This window comes from Bifidobacterium avesanii, assembly GCF_009299475.1.
GTDB lineage: Bacteria > Actinomycetota > Actinomycetes > Actinomycetales > Bifidobacteriaceae > Bifidobacterium > Bifidobacterium avesanii.
The window spans coordinates 137,449-154,608 of sequence record NZ_WBSN01000004.1; the positions used below are offsets into that span (position 1 = coordinate 137,449).

General features: G+C 60.2%; 15 protein-coding genes. 8 read left to right on the forward strand and 7 right to left on the reverse strand.

The features are described from left to right. Position 1: 1 nt before the first annotated feature. From DSM100685_RS03695 to DSM100685_RS10690, 7 genes are all read left to right on the forward strand, one after another. On the forward strand, positions 2 to 1,534 hold the full coding sequence (locus DSM100685_RS03695; RefSeq protein WP_152350004.1) for a glutamate synthase subunit beta: 1,533 nt from the start codon (positions 2 to 4) through the stop codon (positions 1,532 to 1,534). Positions 1,535 to 1,658: 124 nt separating this feature from the next. Next, a complete protein-coding gene (locus DSM100685_RS03700; RefSeq protein WP_152350005.1) occupies positions 1,659 to 2,135 on the forward strand; it encodes a tripartite tricarboxylate transporter TctB family protein in 477 nt (158 codons plus the stop codon). Between the two features lie 213 nt (positions 2,136 to 2,348). Next, complete coding sequence (gene glgA, locus DSM100685_RS03705) at positions 2,349 to 3,596, forward strand: glycogen synthase (RefSeq protein ID WP_152350006.1); 1,248 nt, start codon at positions 2,349 to 2,351, stop codon at positions 3,594 to 3,596. A gap of 115 nt (positions 3,597 to 3,711) precedes the next feature. Then, complete coding sequence (locus DSM100685_RS03710) at positions 3,712 to 4,626, forward strand: ABC transporter ATP-binding protein (protein WP_152350007.1); 915 nt, start codon at positions 3,712 to 3,714, stop codon at positions 4,624 to 4,626. A 777-nt stretch (positions 4,627 to 5,403) separates the two neighbouring features. Then, positions 5,404 to 6,261 (forward strand): DUF1295 domain-containing protein, encoded by an 858-nt coding sequence (locus DSM100685_RS03715; RefSeq protein WP_152350008.1) that lies wholly within the window; start codon positions 5,404 to 5,406, stop codon positions 6,259 to 6,261. Positions 6,262 to 6,380: 119 nt separating this feature from the next. Further along, the gene (locus DSM100685_RS03720; protein WP_170284984.1) at positions 6,381 to 6,563 is read left to right on the forward strand and encodes a hypothetical protein; all 183 of its coding nucleotides are present in this window, start codon (positions 6,381 to 6,383) and stop codon (positions 6,561 to 6,563) included. Continuing rightward, positions 6,560 to 6,709 (forward strand): hypothetical protein, encoded by a 150-nt coding sequence (locus DSM100685_RS10690; protein ID WP_163200881.1) that lies wholly within the window; start codon positions 6,560 to 6,562, stop codon positions 6,707 to 6,709. The genes DSM100685_RS03720 and DSM100685_RS10690 overlap by 4 nt, the downstream gene beginning before the upstream one ends. Before the next feature lie 96 nt (positions 6,710 to 6,805). Here the strand turns inward: DSM100685_RS10690 and DSM100685_RS03725 are convergent, their stop codons facing one another. Both DSM100685_RS03725 and DSM100685_RS03730 read right to left on the reverse strand, forming a co-directional pair. Beyond that, positions 6,806 to 7,657, reverse strand: a complete 852-nt coding sequence (locus DSM100685_RS03725; RefSeq protein ID WP_152350010.1) for an SDR family oxidoreductase — start codon at positions 7,655 to 7,657, stop codon at positions 6,806 to 6,808. 146 nt (positions 7,658 to 7,803) lie between these two features. Next, positions 7,804 to 8,478 carry a DUF3800 domain-containing protein gene (locus DSM100685_RS03730; protein ID WP_152350011.1) on the reverse strand — a complete coding sequence of 225 codons (675 nt, stop codon included), beginning with the start codon at positions 8,476 to 8,478 and terminating at the stop codon, positions 7,804 to 7,806. A gap of 325 nt (positions 8,479 to 8,803) precedes the next feature. Here DSM100685_RS03730 and DSM100685_RS11195 point away from each other — a divergent pair, with 325 nt between their 5' ends. Then, the gene (locus DSM100685_RS11195; protein WP_420837372.1) at positions 8,804 to 8,860 is read left to right on the forward strand and encodes a hypothetical protein; all 57 of its coding nucleotides are present in this window, start codon (positions 8,804 to 8,806) and stop codon (positions 8,858 to 8,860) included. 264 nt (positions 8,861 to 9,124) lie between these two features. On the opposite strand, the gene DSM100685_RS03735 is transcribed toward DSM100685_RS11195, so the two are convergent. The 5 genes from DSM100685_RS03735 to DSM100685_RS03755 are packed head-to-tail and all read right to left on the reverse strand — an operon-like array spanning position 9,125 to position 16,664. Beyond that, positions 9,125 to 10,297 carry an AbiH family protein gene (locus DSM100685_RS03735; protein WP_170284985.1) on the reverse strand — a complete coding sequence of 391 codons (1,173 nt, stop codon included), beginning with the start codon at positions 10,295 to 10,297 and terminating at the stop codon, positions 9,125 to 9,127. Then, positions 10,294 to 10,509: a hypothetical protein gene (locus tag DSM100685_RS03740; RefSeq protein WP_152350013.1), complete on the reverse strand. Its 216-nt coding sequence runs from the start codon at positions 10,507 to 10,509 to the stop codon at positions 10,294 to 10,296. The genes DSM100685_RS03735 and DSM100685_RS03740 overlap by 4 nt, the downstream gene beginning before the upstream one ends. A 10-nt stretch (positions 10,510 to 10,519) precedes the next feature. Continuing rightward, complete coding sequence (locus tag DSM100685_RS03745; protein ID WP_163200877.1) at positions 10,520 to 13,555, reverse strand: type I restriction endonuclease subunit R; 3,036 nt, start codon at positions 13,553 to 13,555, stop codon at positions 10,520 to 10,522. Between the two features lie 47 nt (positions 13,556 to 13,602). Then, a complete protein-coding gene (locus tag DSM100685_RS03750) occupies positions 13,603 to 14,943 on the reverse strand; it encodes a restriction endonuclease subunit S (protein ID WP_152350015.1) in 1,341 nt (446 codons plus the stop codon). Continuing rightward, a complete protein-coding gene (locus DSM100685_RS03755) occupies positions 14,943 to 16,664 on the reverse strand; it encodes a type I restriction-modification system subunit M (RefSeq protein ID WP_152350016.1) in 1,722 nt (573 codons plus the stop codon). The genes DSM100685_RS03750 and DSM100685_RS03755 overlap by 1 nt, the downstream gene beginning before the upstream one ends. Positions 16,665 to 17,160: the final 496 nt, after the last annotated feature.

A 17,160-nucleotide genomic window follows, 5' to 3' on the forward strand; every position in this document is an offset into this window, starting at 1 on the left:
CATGGGAGATCCCAGAGGATTCCTGAAGGTCCGCACCCGTCGCGAGCTGGCCGAGCGCCCGGTCGCCGAGCGCATCAAGGACTGGCTTGACGTCCACGCCGAGTCCGGCCTGCAGCCGTGGACCACCGAACAGGCGGCCCGCTGCATGGACTGCGGCACCCCGTTCTGCATGTCCGGCTGCCCGCTGGGCAACATCATCCCCGAGTTCAACGATCTGGTGCGTCAGGAGAAGTGGGAGGACGCCTACAACCGCCTGTCGATGACCAACAACTTCCCGGAGGTCACCGGCCGCATCTGCCCGGCCCTGTGCGAGCAGGCCTGCGTGCTCGGCATCCACCAGCCGCCGACCATGATCAAGAACGACGAGGTCACCATCATCGACCAGGCGTGGGGCCTCGACTACGTCAAGCCCCTGCCACCGCAGCGCCTGACCGACCAGACCGTCGCGGTCGTCGGCTCCGGCCCCGCGGGCCTCGCCTGCGCCCAGCAGCTCACCCGCGCCGGCCACACGGTCGTCGTGTACGAGCGCGACGACGCCATCGGCGGCCTCATGCGCTACGGCATCCCGAACTTCAAGCTCGACAAGCGCCTGCTCGACCGCCGCGTGGAGCAGATGGAGGCCGAGGGCACCCGCTTCCGCACCGGCGTGGAGATCGGCAAGGACATCTCGTGGGATGACCTGCGCTCCCGCTACGACGCCGTCGTTGTGGCCATCGGCTCCACCGTGCCGCGCGACATGAAGATCCCCGGCCGCGAGCTCGACGGCATCCACTTCGCCATGGAGTACCTGCCCGACGCCACCCGCCGCGTGTACGGCGTCAAGCCCGTGCACGGCATCGACGCCAAGGACAAGCACGTCATCGTCATCGGCGGCGGCGACACCGGCTCCGACTGCCTCGGCACCGCCATCCGCCAGGGCGCCAAGGACGTCACCGTGCTGCAGATCATGCCCAAGGAGCCGAGCTCCCGCCCGGACAACGCCCCGTGGCCCACGTTCGCGCGCCTGTACCAGAAGACCTCCTCCATGGAGGAGGGCGGCACCTACGTGTACAGCACCGACTCGGTGAACTTCGTCGGCTCCGAGGAGGAGCAGGCCCGCGTGCGCATCGAGAACTCCACCGCCTCCGAGGGCTTCGTGGCGGACGAGCACGGCCACGTGACCGGCCTCAAGGTCGTGAACGTCGCCCCCGGCGAGAACGGCCCGTTCACCCGCCAGCCCGGCACCGAGCGCGTACTGCCCGCCGATCTGGTGCTCATCTCCGTGGGCTTCCTGCACCCGGACACCACCACCCTCGTGGACCAGCTGCCCGTGGAGCTCGACGGCCGCGGCAACGTGGCCCGCAACGACGGCTTCGCCACCTCGCAGGACGGCGTGTTCGCCTGCGGCGACGCCGGGCGCGGCCAGAGCCTCGTGGTGTGGGCCATCTCCGAGGGCCGCTCCTGCGCGGCCGCGGTGGACAAGTACCTCACCGGCTCCACCGAGCTGCCGGCGCCCATCACCGCCTCGCAGCGGCCGATGATGCTGCCGCGCTGAGCGAGCTGGCGTTTGGCGTCTACGCGAGAATAGTCGCCATCCCATGAAGGTCCTGCGGTACAGTATTCCGCAGGACCTTTTTCGTGAACCGTCACGAACAGTCGTGAACCAAAGGAGTGTTTCCATGCCCAATCGTGCCGAACGGCGCGCCGCCGCCAAGAGGGAGAAGCGCGGGATCCCGCAGCAGTACGACCGCACGCGCGGTCGCGGCCGCGCCAACATGGTCGACGAGTACGCGCTGCAGGAGAAGTCCCGCCGACTGCAGGAGGGCATCGACGACTCCGGCCCGTGGAAGCCGACCGCCCGCACCGAGGACGTGGAGTCCGAGACCGAGTACAACGTCAACCCGAACTACCGCAACCCGTCCAAGGGGCTGACCGCGCCGAGCAGCGCGCGCGGCTGGTTCCGCGCCGTGAGCTGGACGCTCATCGCGCTGGCCATCATCGGATTCTTCGTGGTCATGTGGGTGCCCAACGCGCCCATGTGGGCCATCATCACGGTGTCCGCGGTGTTCGCGGTCGGCGTGCTGAGCCTGTTCTTCGTGGCCGCCAAGTCGCCGCGCGAGAACCCCAACGTGGACGCGCACGGCACCGCCGTGTGACGGCCGGCCCGCGGATCCGTTAGGTTGCGGGGCCGCATCCCGTCTTCGCCGCATCCCGTCTTCGGGCCGCTATGGCCGTTAGAGCCGTCGCGGCCGTCCGAAGGCGGGATTTTTCATGTCCGCTTTTGCCGCGTGTTGCCGCGTCGCATCCCCAAGTTGCCCTAAAGTTGGTTGTGGTATCGAACCAATCCAATGAAGGAAAGCAGGCATCAGATGCGTGTTGATATTTTGTCCCGCGAATACCCGCCGCACGTCTACGGCGGAGCCGGCGTGCACGCCGAGGAGCTTTCGAAGGTGCTGGCCGAGCGCATTGACGTGACCGTGCGCGCGTTCGACGGCCCCCGCACCGCCGCGGACATCCCCGAGATCCCGAACGCGGCCGAGGCCAAGGGCAGCCTCAAGGTCGTCGGCTACGACACCCCATCCGAGCTGGCCGACGCCAACCCGGCGCTCAAGACCTTCGGCGTGGACCTCCAGATCGCCAACGACGTGGACGCGGACATCATCCACGCGCACACGTGGTACGCCTGCCTGGCCGGCTACCTCGCCAAGATGCTGCACGGCACCCCGCTGGTCATCACCGCGCACAGCCTCGAGCCCTTCCGCCCGTGGAAGCGCGAGCAGCTCGGCGGCGGCTACAACCTGAGCTCTTGGGCCGAGAAGGACGCCTACGAGCACGCCGACCGCGTGATCGCCGTTTCGGGCGGCATGCGCGAGGACATCCTCACCGCCTACCCGGACATCGACCCGGACAAGGTCGTCGTGGTGCACAACGGCATCACCATGTCCGACTTCGAGACCCCCGCGCCGGACGATCCGGGCTGGAAGGTCTTCGAGCGCTACAACATCGACCGCTCCAAGCCAACCCTGCTGTTCGTGGGCCGCATCACCCGCCAGAAGGGCCTGCCGTACCTGCTCAAGGCGCTGCACCTCATCTCCAAGGACATTCAGGTGGTGCTGTGCGCGGGCGCCCCGGACACCCCGGAGATCGCCGAGGAGGTCAAGACCGCGTTCGTTAAGCTCGACGAGGAGCGCGGCAACATCGTGTGGATCGAGGAGATGCTGCCCCGCCCGGAGCTCAACGCCCTCGAGCACGGCTGCGACGCGTTCATCTGCCCGTCCATCTACGAGCCGCTGGGCATCGTGAACCTCGAGGCCATGGCGTGCGGCCTGCCGGTCGTCGCCTCCGCCACGGGCGGCATCCCGGAGGTCGTCGTCGACGGCGAAACCGGCTACCTTGTGCCGATCGATCAGGTCCACGACGGCACCGGCACCCCGACCGACCCGGACAAGTTCGTGCACGACATGGCCGCCGCGATCGACAAGATCATGGCCGATCCGGAGCTCGCCAGGAAGATGGGACAGGCCGGCTACGAGCGCGCCCGCGACCATTTCAGCTGGGAGTCTATCGCCGATCAGACCGTGAAGGTCTACCAGTCCGTGCTCGACGAGCGCAAGTAGCGGTTCGGCGCGGCTTCGCGCCCCCAAGCCGCAAAAGTTGCATATTCCGGCGTTATCGCGCGCAAATCGGATGCGCAGGCGCCGGAATATGCAACTTTTGCATTTCCATGGTTCCATGCAGGAAAGGACCCAGCCCGTGAACGAGAACGAAGTCGTCCTGAAGCTCGAGGACGTCGAATTCCGCCGCAACCGCCGCGTGATCATCACCGACGTGAACCTCACGGTGCGCGCGGGGGAGCGGTGGGTGCTGTTCGGCCCCAACGGCATCGGCAAGTCCACGGCCGTGGGCATGCTCGCCACGCGCACGTACCCGTCCGAGGGCCGCGTGTTCATCCTCGGCCATCAGCTCGGCAAGTACGACGTGTTCAAGCTGCGCACGCGCATCGGACTCGCCTCCGCCGACCTGGGCCGCCAGTTCCCGCCGTTCGAGGACCCGCTCGACGCCGTGGTCACCGGCCTCACCGCCGTGACCGGACGCTGGCAGGACACCTACACGGAGGCGGAATACGCCCGCGCGCGTCAGCTACTGCGCGACTTCCGTGTCGGCTACCTCGAGGGCAAGCAGATGTGGCGCCTGTCCGAAGGCGAGCGGACGCGCGTGCTCATCGCCCGTGCGCTCATGGGGGACCCGGAACTGCTCATCATGGACGAGCCGACCACCGGCCTCGACCTGGGCGGGCGCGAGCAGGTGATGCGCACGCTGAGCCGCATCGGACGCGAGGACTCCCGCCGAGCCGTGGTGCTCGTGACGCACCGGCTCGAGGAGATTCCCGCCGGGTTCGACCGCATCGCCATCATGGGCCGCAAGCCGGTGAGTGTGGAGGACGCGACCGGGGACGCTTCGGAGGGCGGGGCCGGCTCGCACGAGCACGCGGACGGCATCGACGCCGCGGGCAACCCGTCCGCCGGCACGATCGTCTATTCCGGGCCGCTTGAGGGCGGTCTGACCGACGAGCGGCTCTCGGACCTGTTCGGCATGTCCATCGAGGTGGAGCGCTCGCATGGCCGTTGGTCCGCCTACGCGGTGTGAACGCGGCGGTACGCGGTTGATACGCGGCGGGTATGCTCGGGGTGCCGGATATGGGCGGGGAATGGCGTGGCCCGCATCCTGATATTCCGTTGGCTTCGCGGTTTTGCTGACCGGCATTGGTTCGACTGACTGGCACCGGTTTTGTTGACCGGCACTGTTTTGACTGGCCAGTACTGGTTTGACTGACCGTTGTAAGCCCGGATGGTTGCTGTCGGCCCGGTCGACTGTCGGGTTTTCGCATCTTCGCGTGGGTCTTCAATCGTGGCGATGCGTTTGGCGCCTGCGGGGATGTCTTCATGTACGTTCCTGTATCGCGAGGATATTATTTACGTCATCGGGACGCCCTTCGCGTACGTTTCCGTATCAGTCCGATATCATTTGTGCCGTCTAACCTCCCCTCCTGTCCGTTTTTGTATCACCCAGATACGATTTGCGCTATCAGACTCGTGTATTCGTACGTTTCCGTATCACTTAGATATGATGTGCGCCGTTAAACTCGTGTATTTGTACGTTTTCGTATCGGTCCGATACATTTACAACGCGAAGGGGGCGCCACCCAGCACGCGCCTGCGCCTCTGTGCATCTATGCGCGCGTACAGGGTCTTTCGCTCGGTCATGCATGTTTGCCATGCGTGACTGCGAGAGCGAAACCGCGTACGGGAGCGTGGCCGGCCGCAGGACTGAAACCGCGTGCGGGCGTGAGAGATGCGTGCGGGCTCGAAGTCTTCTGGGGAAAGCCGCCGGTTCCGGTTCCGTCCCGGTGGCAAGATGGATCGCATGGGTTTTGGATTTCTCGTCACGTTCGCGGTGGCCGCGGCGGTCAGCGCCATCGGGTTCCGCAAGTTCGTCTGGTTCATCTCGCTCGGCTACGGGTTCTCCGTGGCGGCGATCGGCGCGGCGCTGCTGGTCATGGGAGCGGCCGGCGCATCCGTCACGGCAGGCGGCCCGACGGGCGGCCTGACCCCGGTCACGGCCGCGCTGTGCGTGCTGCTCGTGGTCTACGGCTGCCGCCTCGGCGGATTCCTGCTCGCCCGCGAACGCCGCAGCGCCTCCTACCGCGATGCCATGAGGCGCGAGATCAAGGACGGCTCCGGCGTGCCTGTCCCCGCGAAGATCGCGACGTGGCTGTCCTGCGCGCTGCTGTACGCGTGCGAAACGTCGCCGGTGCTGTTCCGTCTGACGAATGCGAATGGTTTTGACGGCGCGACGGGCAGCGCGTCCGACGACTGGGCCGCATGGACGGGCCTCGCGGTCATGATCGTCGGCATCGCGCTCGAATCCGTCGCCGACCACACCAAGAGCGCGTTCAAGAAGGACCATCCGCGCCGGTTCTGCGACGTGGGCGTCTACCGTTTGGTGCGCTGCCCGAACTACTTGGGCGAGGTGCTCACGTGGACTGGCGTGTTCGTGTCCGGCTGGACCGCCGCGCGCGGATTCTGGCAGTGGGTGGCGATGGCCGTGGGTTGGCTCGTCATCACGTGGATCATGTTCGGCGGCGCCCGGCGTCTGGAGATCCGCCAGACCCGCAACTACGGCGACGACCCGGACTACCGGAATTACGCCGCGCACACGCCTATCCTCATCCCGTTCGCGCCGCTGTACTCGGTGGCGAAGCTCAAGTGGCTGGTGGGGTAGCGAGGGCGGATAGGCCGACCGAATAGGCGAATCGAACGGCGGGATTGAAAACGCGTTTTAACTTCGGCCGATTTTCCGGAATGAATGAAATCCGTTTTTATTCGAAAGGTGATGATCCGATGACGGCGATGGAAGATGATGATGTGCGGCTGGAACGAGCGCCGCATGTGATGACCGCCGACGAGGCCATTGCAGAGGTAAGGCGGCTGCGCGCGATGGTCTCCCCGGACACCGCCTTGACGACGATGACGCCGGTCGGGCTGAAGGAGGAGTTGTCCAAACGCGGGGAGGAAAGCATATGACCAATCGGATCAAGGCCATCGACATCGATCGCAAGTTCGACGATGGCGAGGACGTGATGAAGTATTTTGACATCTCCAATCCGATTGTGGAAGTTGCGCCCGCGCGCCGTCATAAGGTTGGAATTGGAACTGCGGACTCTGGATGATCAAACGCCGGAACAACGGGCTCCGGAACCTGACCGTGTCGAGTGATCGGATTGGCTTAGCCCACTGCGCCGCGGACTAAGCCAAGGGACGGAGACCTAGTACACCGAATACCCGCCGTCGACTTGCAGGTTGGTGCCGGTGACGTACGAAGAGGCGTCGCTGGCGAGGAAGAGCACTGCCGAGGCGATCTCCTCGTTGGTGCCGAAGCGGCGCATCGGGAGCGGGGCGGTCATCATGTCGTGCGCTTCGGGCACGATGCGGCCCTCGAAGATGCCGGACCACACGTATCCGGGCGAGATGGCGTTCGAGCGGATGCCGTACGGGGCCAGCGCGGCGGCCAGATAGCGCGCGTACTCGTAGATGCCGGCCTTGGAGGCTCCGTAGGCGGCGACGGGGGAGGGGCCGCCGGCGATGAAGTTCGCGTTGTGCGCGGACAGCGACGAGGTGAAGACCAGGGAGCCGCCGTGGCCGTGCTCGCGCATGATGCGCTGCGCGATCTGGGCGGTCAGGTACGCGCCCGTCAGGTTGATGTCGATCGTCTTCTGCCACACCTCGTACGGCTCGTCCGCGTCGTCGCCGGGCACGTTCACGCCGGCGTTGATGAACGCGACGTCCACGGTGCCGAGCGCCTCGACGAGCGACGTCTTCAGCGCATCGACCTGTTCCCGGTCGGACACGTCGCAGTAGAGCGGCACCACGTTCACGCCGTATCGTTCGGACAGCTCCTTCGCAAGCGGCTCGAGCGTCTCCCGGGTGCGCGGCAGGTCGACGATCGCCACGTCCGCACCGGCCTCGGCCCACGCCGCGGCCACGTTGCGCCCGAGCCCGCCCGCGCCGCCGGTGACGAATCCCTTCCTGCCCTTGAGCGAGAACCGGTCCATGATGCGATGGTCCGGGTCCTTCCACTGGTCGAGCGGATACTGGTCGAAGATCGAGGCGTCAGCCATGGGTCCTCCGTTCTGGGTGATCTGGTTGGGGCGGCACCATCGCCGCCGTTGAGAGCGAGCCTAGCATGGGAGGGGGCGGAAGTCGGCGATGGACGCGCGGGGATCATCGCGTTGACGTTGATTGTCCGGGGCTGATCGATGAAAAGTCAGAATTGCTTGCGTCGCAGGATCTTGAGGTAGTTCTTGCGAAAGTCCCGGCGGTTCCTGAACATCTTCCGGTCGGTGGCGGTGTCCTCGCCGGCGTCGAACTTCAATGCCGTTAGCTCGACGGTGCACAGCAGATCGGCGGTCTGTTCCAGACGATAATCCTTGGGCTGTGCGTCGCGGTATACGATGGCCTCCTTGGACAGTGCATAGCCGATGGATGCCTTCAGCGCGTTCGACACAATTTGCTGACCGTTGTCGTAATACACCTTGATTGTCTCATATGACTGGAATTCAGCAAGATGCGACAGAAAGAAGTTCGCCAAATCTCGTTTAAGCTGCGCCTCGAACCGGATCCGATCACCGTCGAACATGCTCTTGCGGTGAGCGAACGTCACGTACCGGAACGGAAGATTGCGAGCGAGCGTGAAAAATGCGAAGAACAGTCTCTTGCGATCTGCGAATGGAATGTTCTCATAGTCGTCGTGTCCATTGAACAGGGGACCGGCATGGAACGGAATGTCCGGGAGACTGGAATCGATCAGATGCCGTTCATACTTCTCGATGTGTGCCGTTATGGGCGTGGACTGCACGTGGAACACCAGTGTGATGAGATAATATTCGGACAGCTTGCCCCATTCGCCGGATTCGTCCACGAAGACGCTTAACTCGCTCACACGGACCCCTGACACGATGGCGGATAAAGGAATGCCGGGGGAATACCCCCGGCGACTTGGAGCCTTGTCCTTGCAGGATAAAGCAGATCCATTATGTCAAAACGGACTGCAACATGCAAGAAGCGTGGCAAGGATAAGGAATATACGCCGGTCTGAGATCGGAATTATCGCATCAAACGCACTAGTGACCACTCGGCTATAACAGAGTCAATGTGTGCCCGTCTTTTTGGACGAAAGCGTGAGGGGGAGGCTTGTGACCATAACATCGGGCATTCGGAAATCAGACGGCGATACCGCGTATATCAGTGTGGAAAACGGCTTCACCGTGTTTGAACTCGGGAAGACGCGCATGCGCTTCCGTGCGCCGTATTCGCTGGAATGATTGAGTACCCCCTTGTTCTTTTGAGGTCGCTTCGATGGTTTCCATTGGTTTTGTTAATCGCGTTTTTGTGGCGATGGCGCCGTTTTGGTGACGTTCACGAGATTCGTTGGTCGCCGTCGGCTTCGTTGTTCCTGTCAGTCATTGTGTCCCAGTTGTGTCCACGCGGGGAAGGTCCGTACGGGAAAGTATTCTCCAGTCAAACGAGACGGAATGCTTGAGAAACACGCGCATTACTCCCAATTTCGTTACGCGAAGCCGTGTTCATTACAAAGTGAGATCTAAGCGATTAAAAGTGAGAAGTTCACTCCGCATTAGCGATGAAAAACGGTCGAGCCCGTTTTTGTCATCATACCGTTCAAACAGCAGTCGGGCACTATTGATTAGTTTCCTTTTGTTAAAAGGTCTACCGGCTGTCTCTGTATAGTAAAAACGAATTGGGACATTATCGGTACTAATTCTTGCTTTATTGAAAATATCAAAGAAGTAAGGATCGTCGGGTTCCTGCAATGAATGCCCAAAAATGTTTATTGAATTAACCTTGTCTGAAGCATTGATGGCAGACATTGCTTCTTCGCGATAAGTAGGAGGATCGGATTGCATGGCCGATCGACTTGTTTTTGAGAAATCCCAATTTGAGTTCGCAGAATCTGATGTGCCGAATATTGCATTTCGGTCTTTAAGTGAGCCATTGATATTAGCAAATACATCATCATTGTACCAACAGCCGAACCTTGTGTAATTAAAGGATAGAATAATTTGTTTGGGAGTGATTGAGATTCCTGGTAAATCAGCCGTTCCCATGCAGACTTGCTTGCGGTCTTCACTGTGGGCGTCTCTGATGGATTGGAATAGCTTTTCAGCAAGAGTTTCATAATCAATGGATGCAACAGCTTTGTCCAAATAATCCATAAATATATTTTCTTCTTTATTTAGTTCATCCAGAAGAATCGAATAAACTATTTTGATTCCAATCTCCTCATGTTTTAGACAATATTTCTGAGATGCAAGACTTTTAAGCTTAAACATGCTATCGATATAGTGGGAATCAAAATATCGAATTAGAGAAGCATATAGTTTTCTTACTTCCTTCGGGGTCTTCTTTTGCAATCCTAAGATACAACTCATGGTAAGCCCCATCATAAAGGGGTTATTGTTTGCGGCCATATTTGCAATGATTTGCTCTATGTTGCACCAGAAACTGTCTACTTCTATATAGTTTGCAAAAATTAAATCCCAAGCATTACACGTCGGCATCTTAGAGACAGCGGTCAGTGTTTCTTTCTTGGATGAAACTGCATGCCTAAATCGATTTTTAAAGAAATCTGAATAGTTAGAAGGTAGGCCTACCGCAAGGTCAAAACCATTTCCCAGAATGTAAATATCAACATCGTCTTGAATACTCATTACAAGTTCTTTCCTGAATCCTAGCGGCTTCACATCTCCTCAAACTTTTGCGCCGGGATGGCGGTGTCGAACAGGCCGACCTGCGCATCCTGTCGGTGTTTGCCGATGCCGGCGCACGAGAGACTGCCGTCCTCGTAGCGTATGGACGACACCGGCTTGAACGCGTTCGGACACGGCGGCAATTCGCAACCGGAGTTCACTATGTCATAGTCTACGTTCCTGCATATCGGCATCGAATACGCCACCTTCTTATTCTTACTGATTCGAGCTATCACGTCGAGCGGTGTTGTAGAACTCGTTGAAGAGGGCTTCCCGCACGATCCTCAGAGCCTCCTGATTGCCGCTGAGACGGCGGAAGAGATCCGTGTTCTCGGCCTGCGACTTGAACAGGGCGTTGAGAAACGCGGAATCGAACGGTGTGCGGAAGTCGACGCGGGAGTTGTTGCGCGCCTGCTGGCCGAGTTTGTCGTCACCCTTCAGCAGTGTCATCAGGCCCTCGAAGAACTTGCGGGAGGGATCGTTGAAGTCGGTGCTGAACAATTCGTTGAGTTGGTCGATGATCGCGGACAGGTAGTCCTCGTCATCGCCGCTTTTGCCCACGCCGACGGTTCCGGCGTTGTTCTTGACCGGTTCGCCGCCAGTAAGTTTGATGTCGGCCTGACCTTGGTTCTCGATGCGCAGCTGCGTCACGGCGATCAGGCCGTCGATGGATTCCTCCGGCTCATATTCCGGCGCGAGTTCCCGGCTGAGGAACGTGAGATACGTGTCGAGCTCGAACAGCGGACGGTCGTCAAGCCGGATCATCTGGGTCACGTACATGTATGTGTGCAGGAACTTGCCGACGCGCTTGCGAAACTCCTCCTGGCTGTCCTCGTCCAGATCGGCGTACCGGTCCTTAGCCGGCTCGAGCAGCCGCAGCACCTCCGGCATGGTGGACACGTCCGGCTTGCCCAGCCACACCCGGCACAGCGCTGCGATCTCCTCCTCGTCATAGACCTGGAACGCGTCGAGCGCGGTCTTCATATCGTAGATGACGTTCGGATCGGTGACACGGTCAAGGTCGGTCTGCGTGTAGTACGGCTCAAATGCAGACTGGATCGTCTCCGCATCGTTGGCGAAGTCCAATACGATCGGAGCCTGCTTGCCCGGGCAGATGCGGTTCAGGCGGGAGAGGGTCTGCACGGCGGCCACACCGGTGAGCTTCTTGTCCACGTACATGGCGCACAGCTTCGGCTGATCGAAACCGGTCTGGAACTTGTTCGCCACGACCATGAGATTGAACTCGGGAGTGTTGAACCGGTCGGCGATCTCGCTGGACGGGAACCCGTTGAGCGTCTCCTCGGTCACGTCCCCGCCGCCCAAATCGAGTTTGCCGGAGAATGCGACGACCGGCTTCACCCCGGCGTACTCGGGCTTGGCGGAGAGTCGCTGCATATAACGGAAGTATTCGGCTGCGGCCTTGCGGCTGGAGGTCACCACCATGCCCTTGGCCCGGCCGTGCAGCAACGGCATGACATGATCGTGGAAATGGTCGACGATGATCTCGCTGATCTTCGACACGTTGCTCGGGTCGAGCTTCACGAAGTTCATGATCTCCTGCTTCGTGCGGCTCGCCTTGCGCTTGGGATCCTCATCGGAGTTCTTGACCAGCTGGAAGTATGTTTTGAACGTGGTGTAGTTCGTGAGCACGTCGAGGATGAATCCCTCCTCGATGGCCTGCCTCATCGAATACAGATCGAACGGCTCCGGTTTGCCTGTGGCGGGGTTCACCGTGCCGAAGGTTTCGAGCGTGCTCGGTTTCGGCGTGGCGGTGAACGCGTAGAACGACAGATTCGGCTGCACGCCCTGCGCGTTCAGCTCGTCGCGCACGCGCAGAGCGGCGTCGTCCGCGTCCTCGTCCAGTCCGCTGTCGTCCCAGTCAAACGCATCGAAGTCAGGGGAGACGGCATCGTCGGCGTTAAGGCCGGTGTGGTCGCCGAGCGCCTGCTTGGTCTTGCGGTGCGCCTCGCCGCTCTGCGACGAATGCGCCTCGTCGATGATGACGGCGAACGTCCTGCCCGCCGTATCCGTTTGGTTGTAGATGTACGGGAATTTCTGGATGGTGGAGATGATGATGCGAGCCCCCGCGTTGACCGCATCGCGCAGTCCCGCCGAATCCTTGGCGATGGCGACCATGCCGCGCGGATGCGGCATTTTCATGATGGTGCCCTGAAGCTGTTCATCAAGCACCACACGGTCCACCAGCACGATCACCGAATTGAAGAACGAATCGCCGTCATCCCTCGTCAATGAGGCGAGATGGTAGGCGAGCCATGCGATCGAATACGACTTGCCCGAACCGGCCGAATGCTGGATGAGATAGTTATGACCCGGCCCCTGTTCCCGCGTCGTTTTGAGCAGCCGGCGCACCACGCGCAGCTGATGGTAGCGCGGGAAAATCACGGCCTTCATGGTGGAACGCGCCTGACGTGTGATCTTCCTGCCATTCTCGTCCTTCTCGCGGTAGGTGATCTGCACGAACCGTTCGATGATGTCCAGCAGCGAATCCGGCGCGAGCACCTCCTCCCACAGATAGGAGGTGCCGAACTTGCCCGGCTCGGCCGGCGGATTGCCGCCGCCGTCCTTGCCGTTGCCCTGGTTGGACGGTACGAACCGCGTCCCCTTGCCCTTGAGCCACGTGGTCATGTACACGTCGTCCGCATCCACGGCGAAGTGCACGAGCGAGCGCAGATCGGGTTGGAACACCTGCTCCTTCGGATTGCGGTCGGCCATGTACTGGCGGATCGCGTTGTTCACGGTCTGCCCGGTCTGGTGGTTCTTCAATTCCATCGTCACGAGCGGGAAACCGTTGACGAGCAGCACCACGTCGATGCGGTTGTTGAGATCATCCTTCAACGTGCCGTAATGGAACTCGTCGGTGACCTGGAAACGATTCGCACGGTAATGCTCCACCGCGGCGCGGTTCAGATCGTTTTTCGGCTTGAAGTAGAGGAGCTTGAACCTCGCGCCCGGAGCCATCTCGACCTGATTGCGCAACGTCCACAGCAGACCCTTATCCGCAATCACCTGCTCGATGCGCTTGACGACCGCCCGGCTCCAACGCGCGCCGTACTGGCGTTCGACCTTGGCGACCTCCTTCGGCTGCGTTTCGGTCAGAAACTCGATGAGCGTCTGTTCGTCGATCGCCGTCTCGCGATTGAAGTTCTGGTCCATCCGCGACTGCGGCACATACGCGTATCCCCGCTCCTTGAACCCGTCCAGCACATGATTCTGGAACGTGCGCTCGTTCATGCTACGGCCCGCCTTGACCATATTGTTCATCATGCCTCCGTTCAGCGCTATTCCTCCACGCCGGGAACCTTCACCTTGCCGGTCACGCACTCACTAATGAGTGATGCCCTATATTCTCGTAACCGGACAAGTAGGGACTGCTTCTGTTGGATAAGGGAATTAATGGATTCCGTACGTTTTTTGAGAGCATCCGAAATTGCCTGCTGTTCCGATATCGGTGGGCATGGAATGGTGACCTCTCCCAGCTGACCAGTACTGATATGGGGTACGCTGACACCTGTTGTTGTGGAATCCATTGCCTCGGCAAAAATATTTGTATGGAATAGATAGATCAGGAACGTAGAAGACAGCTGATGTTCGTCTGGTATGACTTTTGCAACTCGCTGTACTAAATAGCTTCCATCTGACTCATCGTCTACTTGGGCTACGCGCATGCCGGCTTGTATCCATGGACGGTCAAGACCAACAAGGATATCGCCGCGCGATAGACGGTATTCTTCGAGGCCGTTTACTGCATATGAGTTGACATATACGTTGTCTTCCCAGCGGATAGCGCCAACGCTAACGTTCACTCCGCGCAGCAGCCGAATGCCGTCGGTCTGATTGAAGTCTTCGCTCTTGAAAGCATATCCCGGCAAGAAATTAGCGCGTCGTTTCATCGGAAGCAGTTCCCAGTGCGCAGGAATTTGGCCGATCCAGTCGATGCCGGAGTCCTTTATGGGGACGGTGGGGTCGAGGCCTTTGGTGACGGCTTCGGAGATGACGGACTGGCGATACTCGTTCAACAGCTCAATCGACCGCTCAATATCCCTGACCGCCGCATCAATCGTCCCTGTCTTCTCATCCAAATAATCGGCAATAACTTTCTGCTCATGTAGAGGAGGAATTACCAATTGGCAGTTGGCAATCCACTGGGTTGATAGGTGAACGATGATATCACCTTTTGCACCTTGAGTTCGTTGTTGATTAAAGTATTCTGAATTAATGGCAAAACTAAGGAACCGACCATCACACGTCGGGTTTTTAATAGCAAGAGTATCTCCGCCAAAAGCTATATCGCTGCCAGTTCGATTTACGGTTGATCGACCAATATCTTCTTTGGTCTCTCCCGTGAGGGCCATGAGAACTTCGCCGTTACAAAGTTTGGGTTGGATCTCATATAGCTCTGGCGAAATATTGGACACGACTTTTTTGATTTCGTGATCATAAGTTGTGTATAGCTCGCCGTACCGGACGCAGGGCTTACCTTCATTGAGAATATCTTCTCGTTTAATCCCTGAGCCCTTTTGAAGAAGCCCAAGCCATTTCAGTCTTGTAGTTTCCCACTCCACCGGAATTTCACCAGTCCAGTCGACCCCGGAGTCCTTGTACGCGCTGTACCGCTCCATCACAGACCCACCTTCGCAAGGCTTTCGGCGATGGACGCCTCCAGCGAGCGGATGTCATCGAGGATCGCCGCGGACGGGCGCAGCGGCGTGTACTCGTAGAAATACCGCGTGAACGGGATCTCATAACCCACCTTGTCCTTCTTACGGTCCATCCACGCGTCCGGCGCGTACGGCTTCACCTCGCGCTCGAAGTACTCGTCGATGTCCTGCTTGAGCGGAATGTTCTCGGTGTCGCGCAGCGAGGCATCCGGCTTCGGATTGCCCTTGCGGTCGGTCACGACGTCGCCGTGTTCGTCGCGCAGCGGCCGTTCCACGGTCACGGTCGTGTAGCCGAAATCATCCACGTCGAAGATCTTCGAGGTCTTCGTCTCCTCGAACGCGGTGTACTCCTGCACGATTGCGCGGATCTGCTCGGCGCTCAGCTCGTTGCGCTTCGAGCCCAATGACTTGCGCATCTTCGTGAACACGCCGTTCGCGTTGATGAGCTGCACCTTGCGTTTGCGCTCCGCGGGCTTGTTGTTGTTCATCACCCAGATGTACGTGGCGATGCCCGTGTTGTAGAAGAAATCGTTCGGCATTGCCACGATCGCCTCCACCACGTCAAGATCGTCCAGCAGCCACTTGCGGATGTCGCTTTCGCCGGAACCGGCCGCGCCGGTGAACAGGGGCGAGCCGTTCATGAACACGGCGATGCGGCCGCCGCCCAATCCGACCGGGCGCATCTTCGAGACCATATGCTCGATGAACAGCAGCTGGCCGTCGCTCACACGCGGCAATCCCGCGCCGAACCGTCCCTTGAAGCCCTCGTTCCTGTACTCGGCCTCGACCTCGCGTTTCGATTTCTTCCAATCCACGCCATACGGCGGGTTCGAGATCTGATAGCCGAACTGCACATTGGCGAATGCGGGCTCGGTCAGTGTATTGCCGAACGCCACATGGCCGGCATCGCCGCCGCGCAGCAGCATGTCGGCCTTGCAGGTGGCGAACGTGGCCGCGTTCAGCTCCTGCCCGTAGCAGTACACGTCGGCGTTCGGGTAGTACTCGTTCACGCGGTCCTTGAAGATCGAGAGCGCGCCGCCCGTACCGGCGCACGGGTCATACACGTTCACCACCTTGCCGGGCTGCTCGAGGTCGGAGGAAGCGCCCGCGATCAGCAGGTCAACCGCCAGTTCCAATCCGTCGCGCGGGCTGAAGTGCTCGCCGGCCGTCTCGTTGGACATCTCGGAGAAGCGACGCAGCAGGTTCTCGTAGATGCTGCCCATCTCGATGTCGCTCACCTCGTCCGGGCCGAGCTTGACCGAGCAGAACTTGTCGACGATCTGGAACAGCAGGTTGTTCGCATCGAGGGAGTCGATGCGGGCGAAGAAGTCGAACTTCTCGAACACGTCCCGCGCATCCGGCGAGAAGCCGCGCACATAGTCGCCCAGATTGGCGGCGATGTTGTCCGGGTCGGCGCGCAGCTTGGCCATCGTGTATTTGCTCGTGTTGTAGAACGGGAGTCCAGCAACCGTCTTCAACTGGAAATCCGCGATGTCGGGCGTCATGCCGGCGGTCATTTTGTCAGCTTCCAGCACTTGTTCCTTCGTGCCGGCCAGCACGCAGTCCAGACGGCGCAGCACCGTGAACGGCAGGATGATGTCGCCGTACTCGTGCTGCTTATAGTCTCCGCGCAGCAGATCCGCCACTGCCCAGATAAACGCGACGGTCGACTGATGATTCATCGCGCGGCTCCATTCCTCGTATCCGTAAATCCCGTCATCATTGAGTCTCCTTTAACCATACCGATGACCGCGCCTAACGCGTGGCATTCGCTGATGCGCTGAGCTGTTCGCGGAACATGACTGGTCCGGCCGACCTTGTCGTTGGTGTTTGCCGTGGTTGGAATAAAGGTCCATCGGAAGATGCGCCGTCTGCACGTCCGTACCGGTATGGTGCGGTCCACGCGTACGTCCCTGCGGATGGGCGGTGAGACTGTTGCCGGACCGCCCGCGTAGCCCCCGTCCAGTATGGACGACACTTTGCCCCAACAGGCGGCAAGGTGTCGACCATACTCGACATCTGAATGCGACAGTGTGTCTGATCCAGCCAATGCAGGCGGCTCCGGATGCGGGATACCGGCGATGGAGGATGACGATGAACGAGGAGTCGAACGAGGAGGTGCGCCCGACCGCATAAAACCTGAAGCGGTCTCGTTACTGGAAATCGGATATACTTATG

Excerpts from the sequence above, each read along its gene's own strand:
- DSM100685_RS10690 (WP_163200881.1), top strand. The coding sequence starts at position 6,560 with ATGACCAATCGGATCAAGGCCATCGACATCGATCGCAAGTTCGACGAT.
- DSM100685_RS03695 (WP_152350004.1), top strand. The coding sequence starts at position 2 with ATGGGAGATCCCAGAGGATTCCTGAAGGTCCGCACCCGTCGCGAGCTG.
- DSM100685_RS03750 (WP_152350015.1), bottom strand. The coding sequence starts at position 14,943 with ATGGAGCGGTACAGCGCGTACAAGGACTCCGGGGTCGACTGGACTGGT.
- DSM100685_RS03710 (WP_152350007.1), top strand. The coding sequence starts at position 3,712 with ATGCAGGAAAGGACCCAGCCCGTGAACGAGAACGAAGTCGTCCTGAAG.
- DSM100685_RS03700 (WP_152350005.1), top strand. The coding sequence starts at position 1,659 with ATGCCCAATCGTGCCGAACGGCGCGCCGCCGCCAAGAGGGAGAAGCGC.
- DSM100685_RS03745 (WP_163200877.1), bottom strand. The coding sequence starts at position 13,555 with ATGAACGAGCGCACGTTCCAGAATCATGTGCTGGACGGGTTCAAGGAG.
- DSM100685_RS03720 (WP_170284984.1), top strand. The coding sequence starts at position 6,381 with ATGACGGCGATGGAAGATGATGATGTGCGGCTGGAACGAGCGCCGCAT.
- glgA (WP_152350006.1), top strand. The coding sequence starts at position 2,349 with ATGCGTGTTGATATTTTGTCCCGCGAATACCCGCCGCACGTCTACGGC.
- DSM100685_RS03755 (WP_152350016.1), bottom strand. The coding sequence starts at position 16,664 with ATGAATCATCAGTCGACCGTCGCGTTTATCTGGGCAGTGGCGGATCTG.
- DSM100685_RS03725 (WP_152350010.1), bottom strand. The coding sequence starts at position 7,657 with ATGGCTGACGCCTCGATCTTCGACCAGTATCCGCTCGACCAGTGGAAG.
- DSM100685_RS03715 (WP_152350008.1), top strand. The coding sequence starts at position 5,404 with ATGGGTTTTGGATTTCTCGTCACGTTCGCGGTGGCCGCGGCGGTCAGC.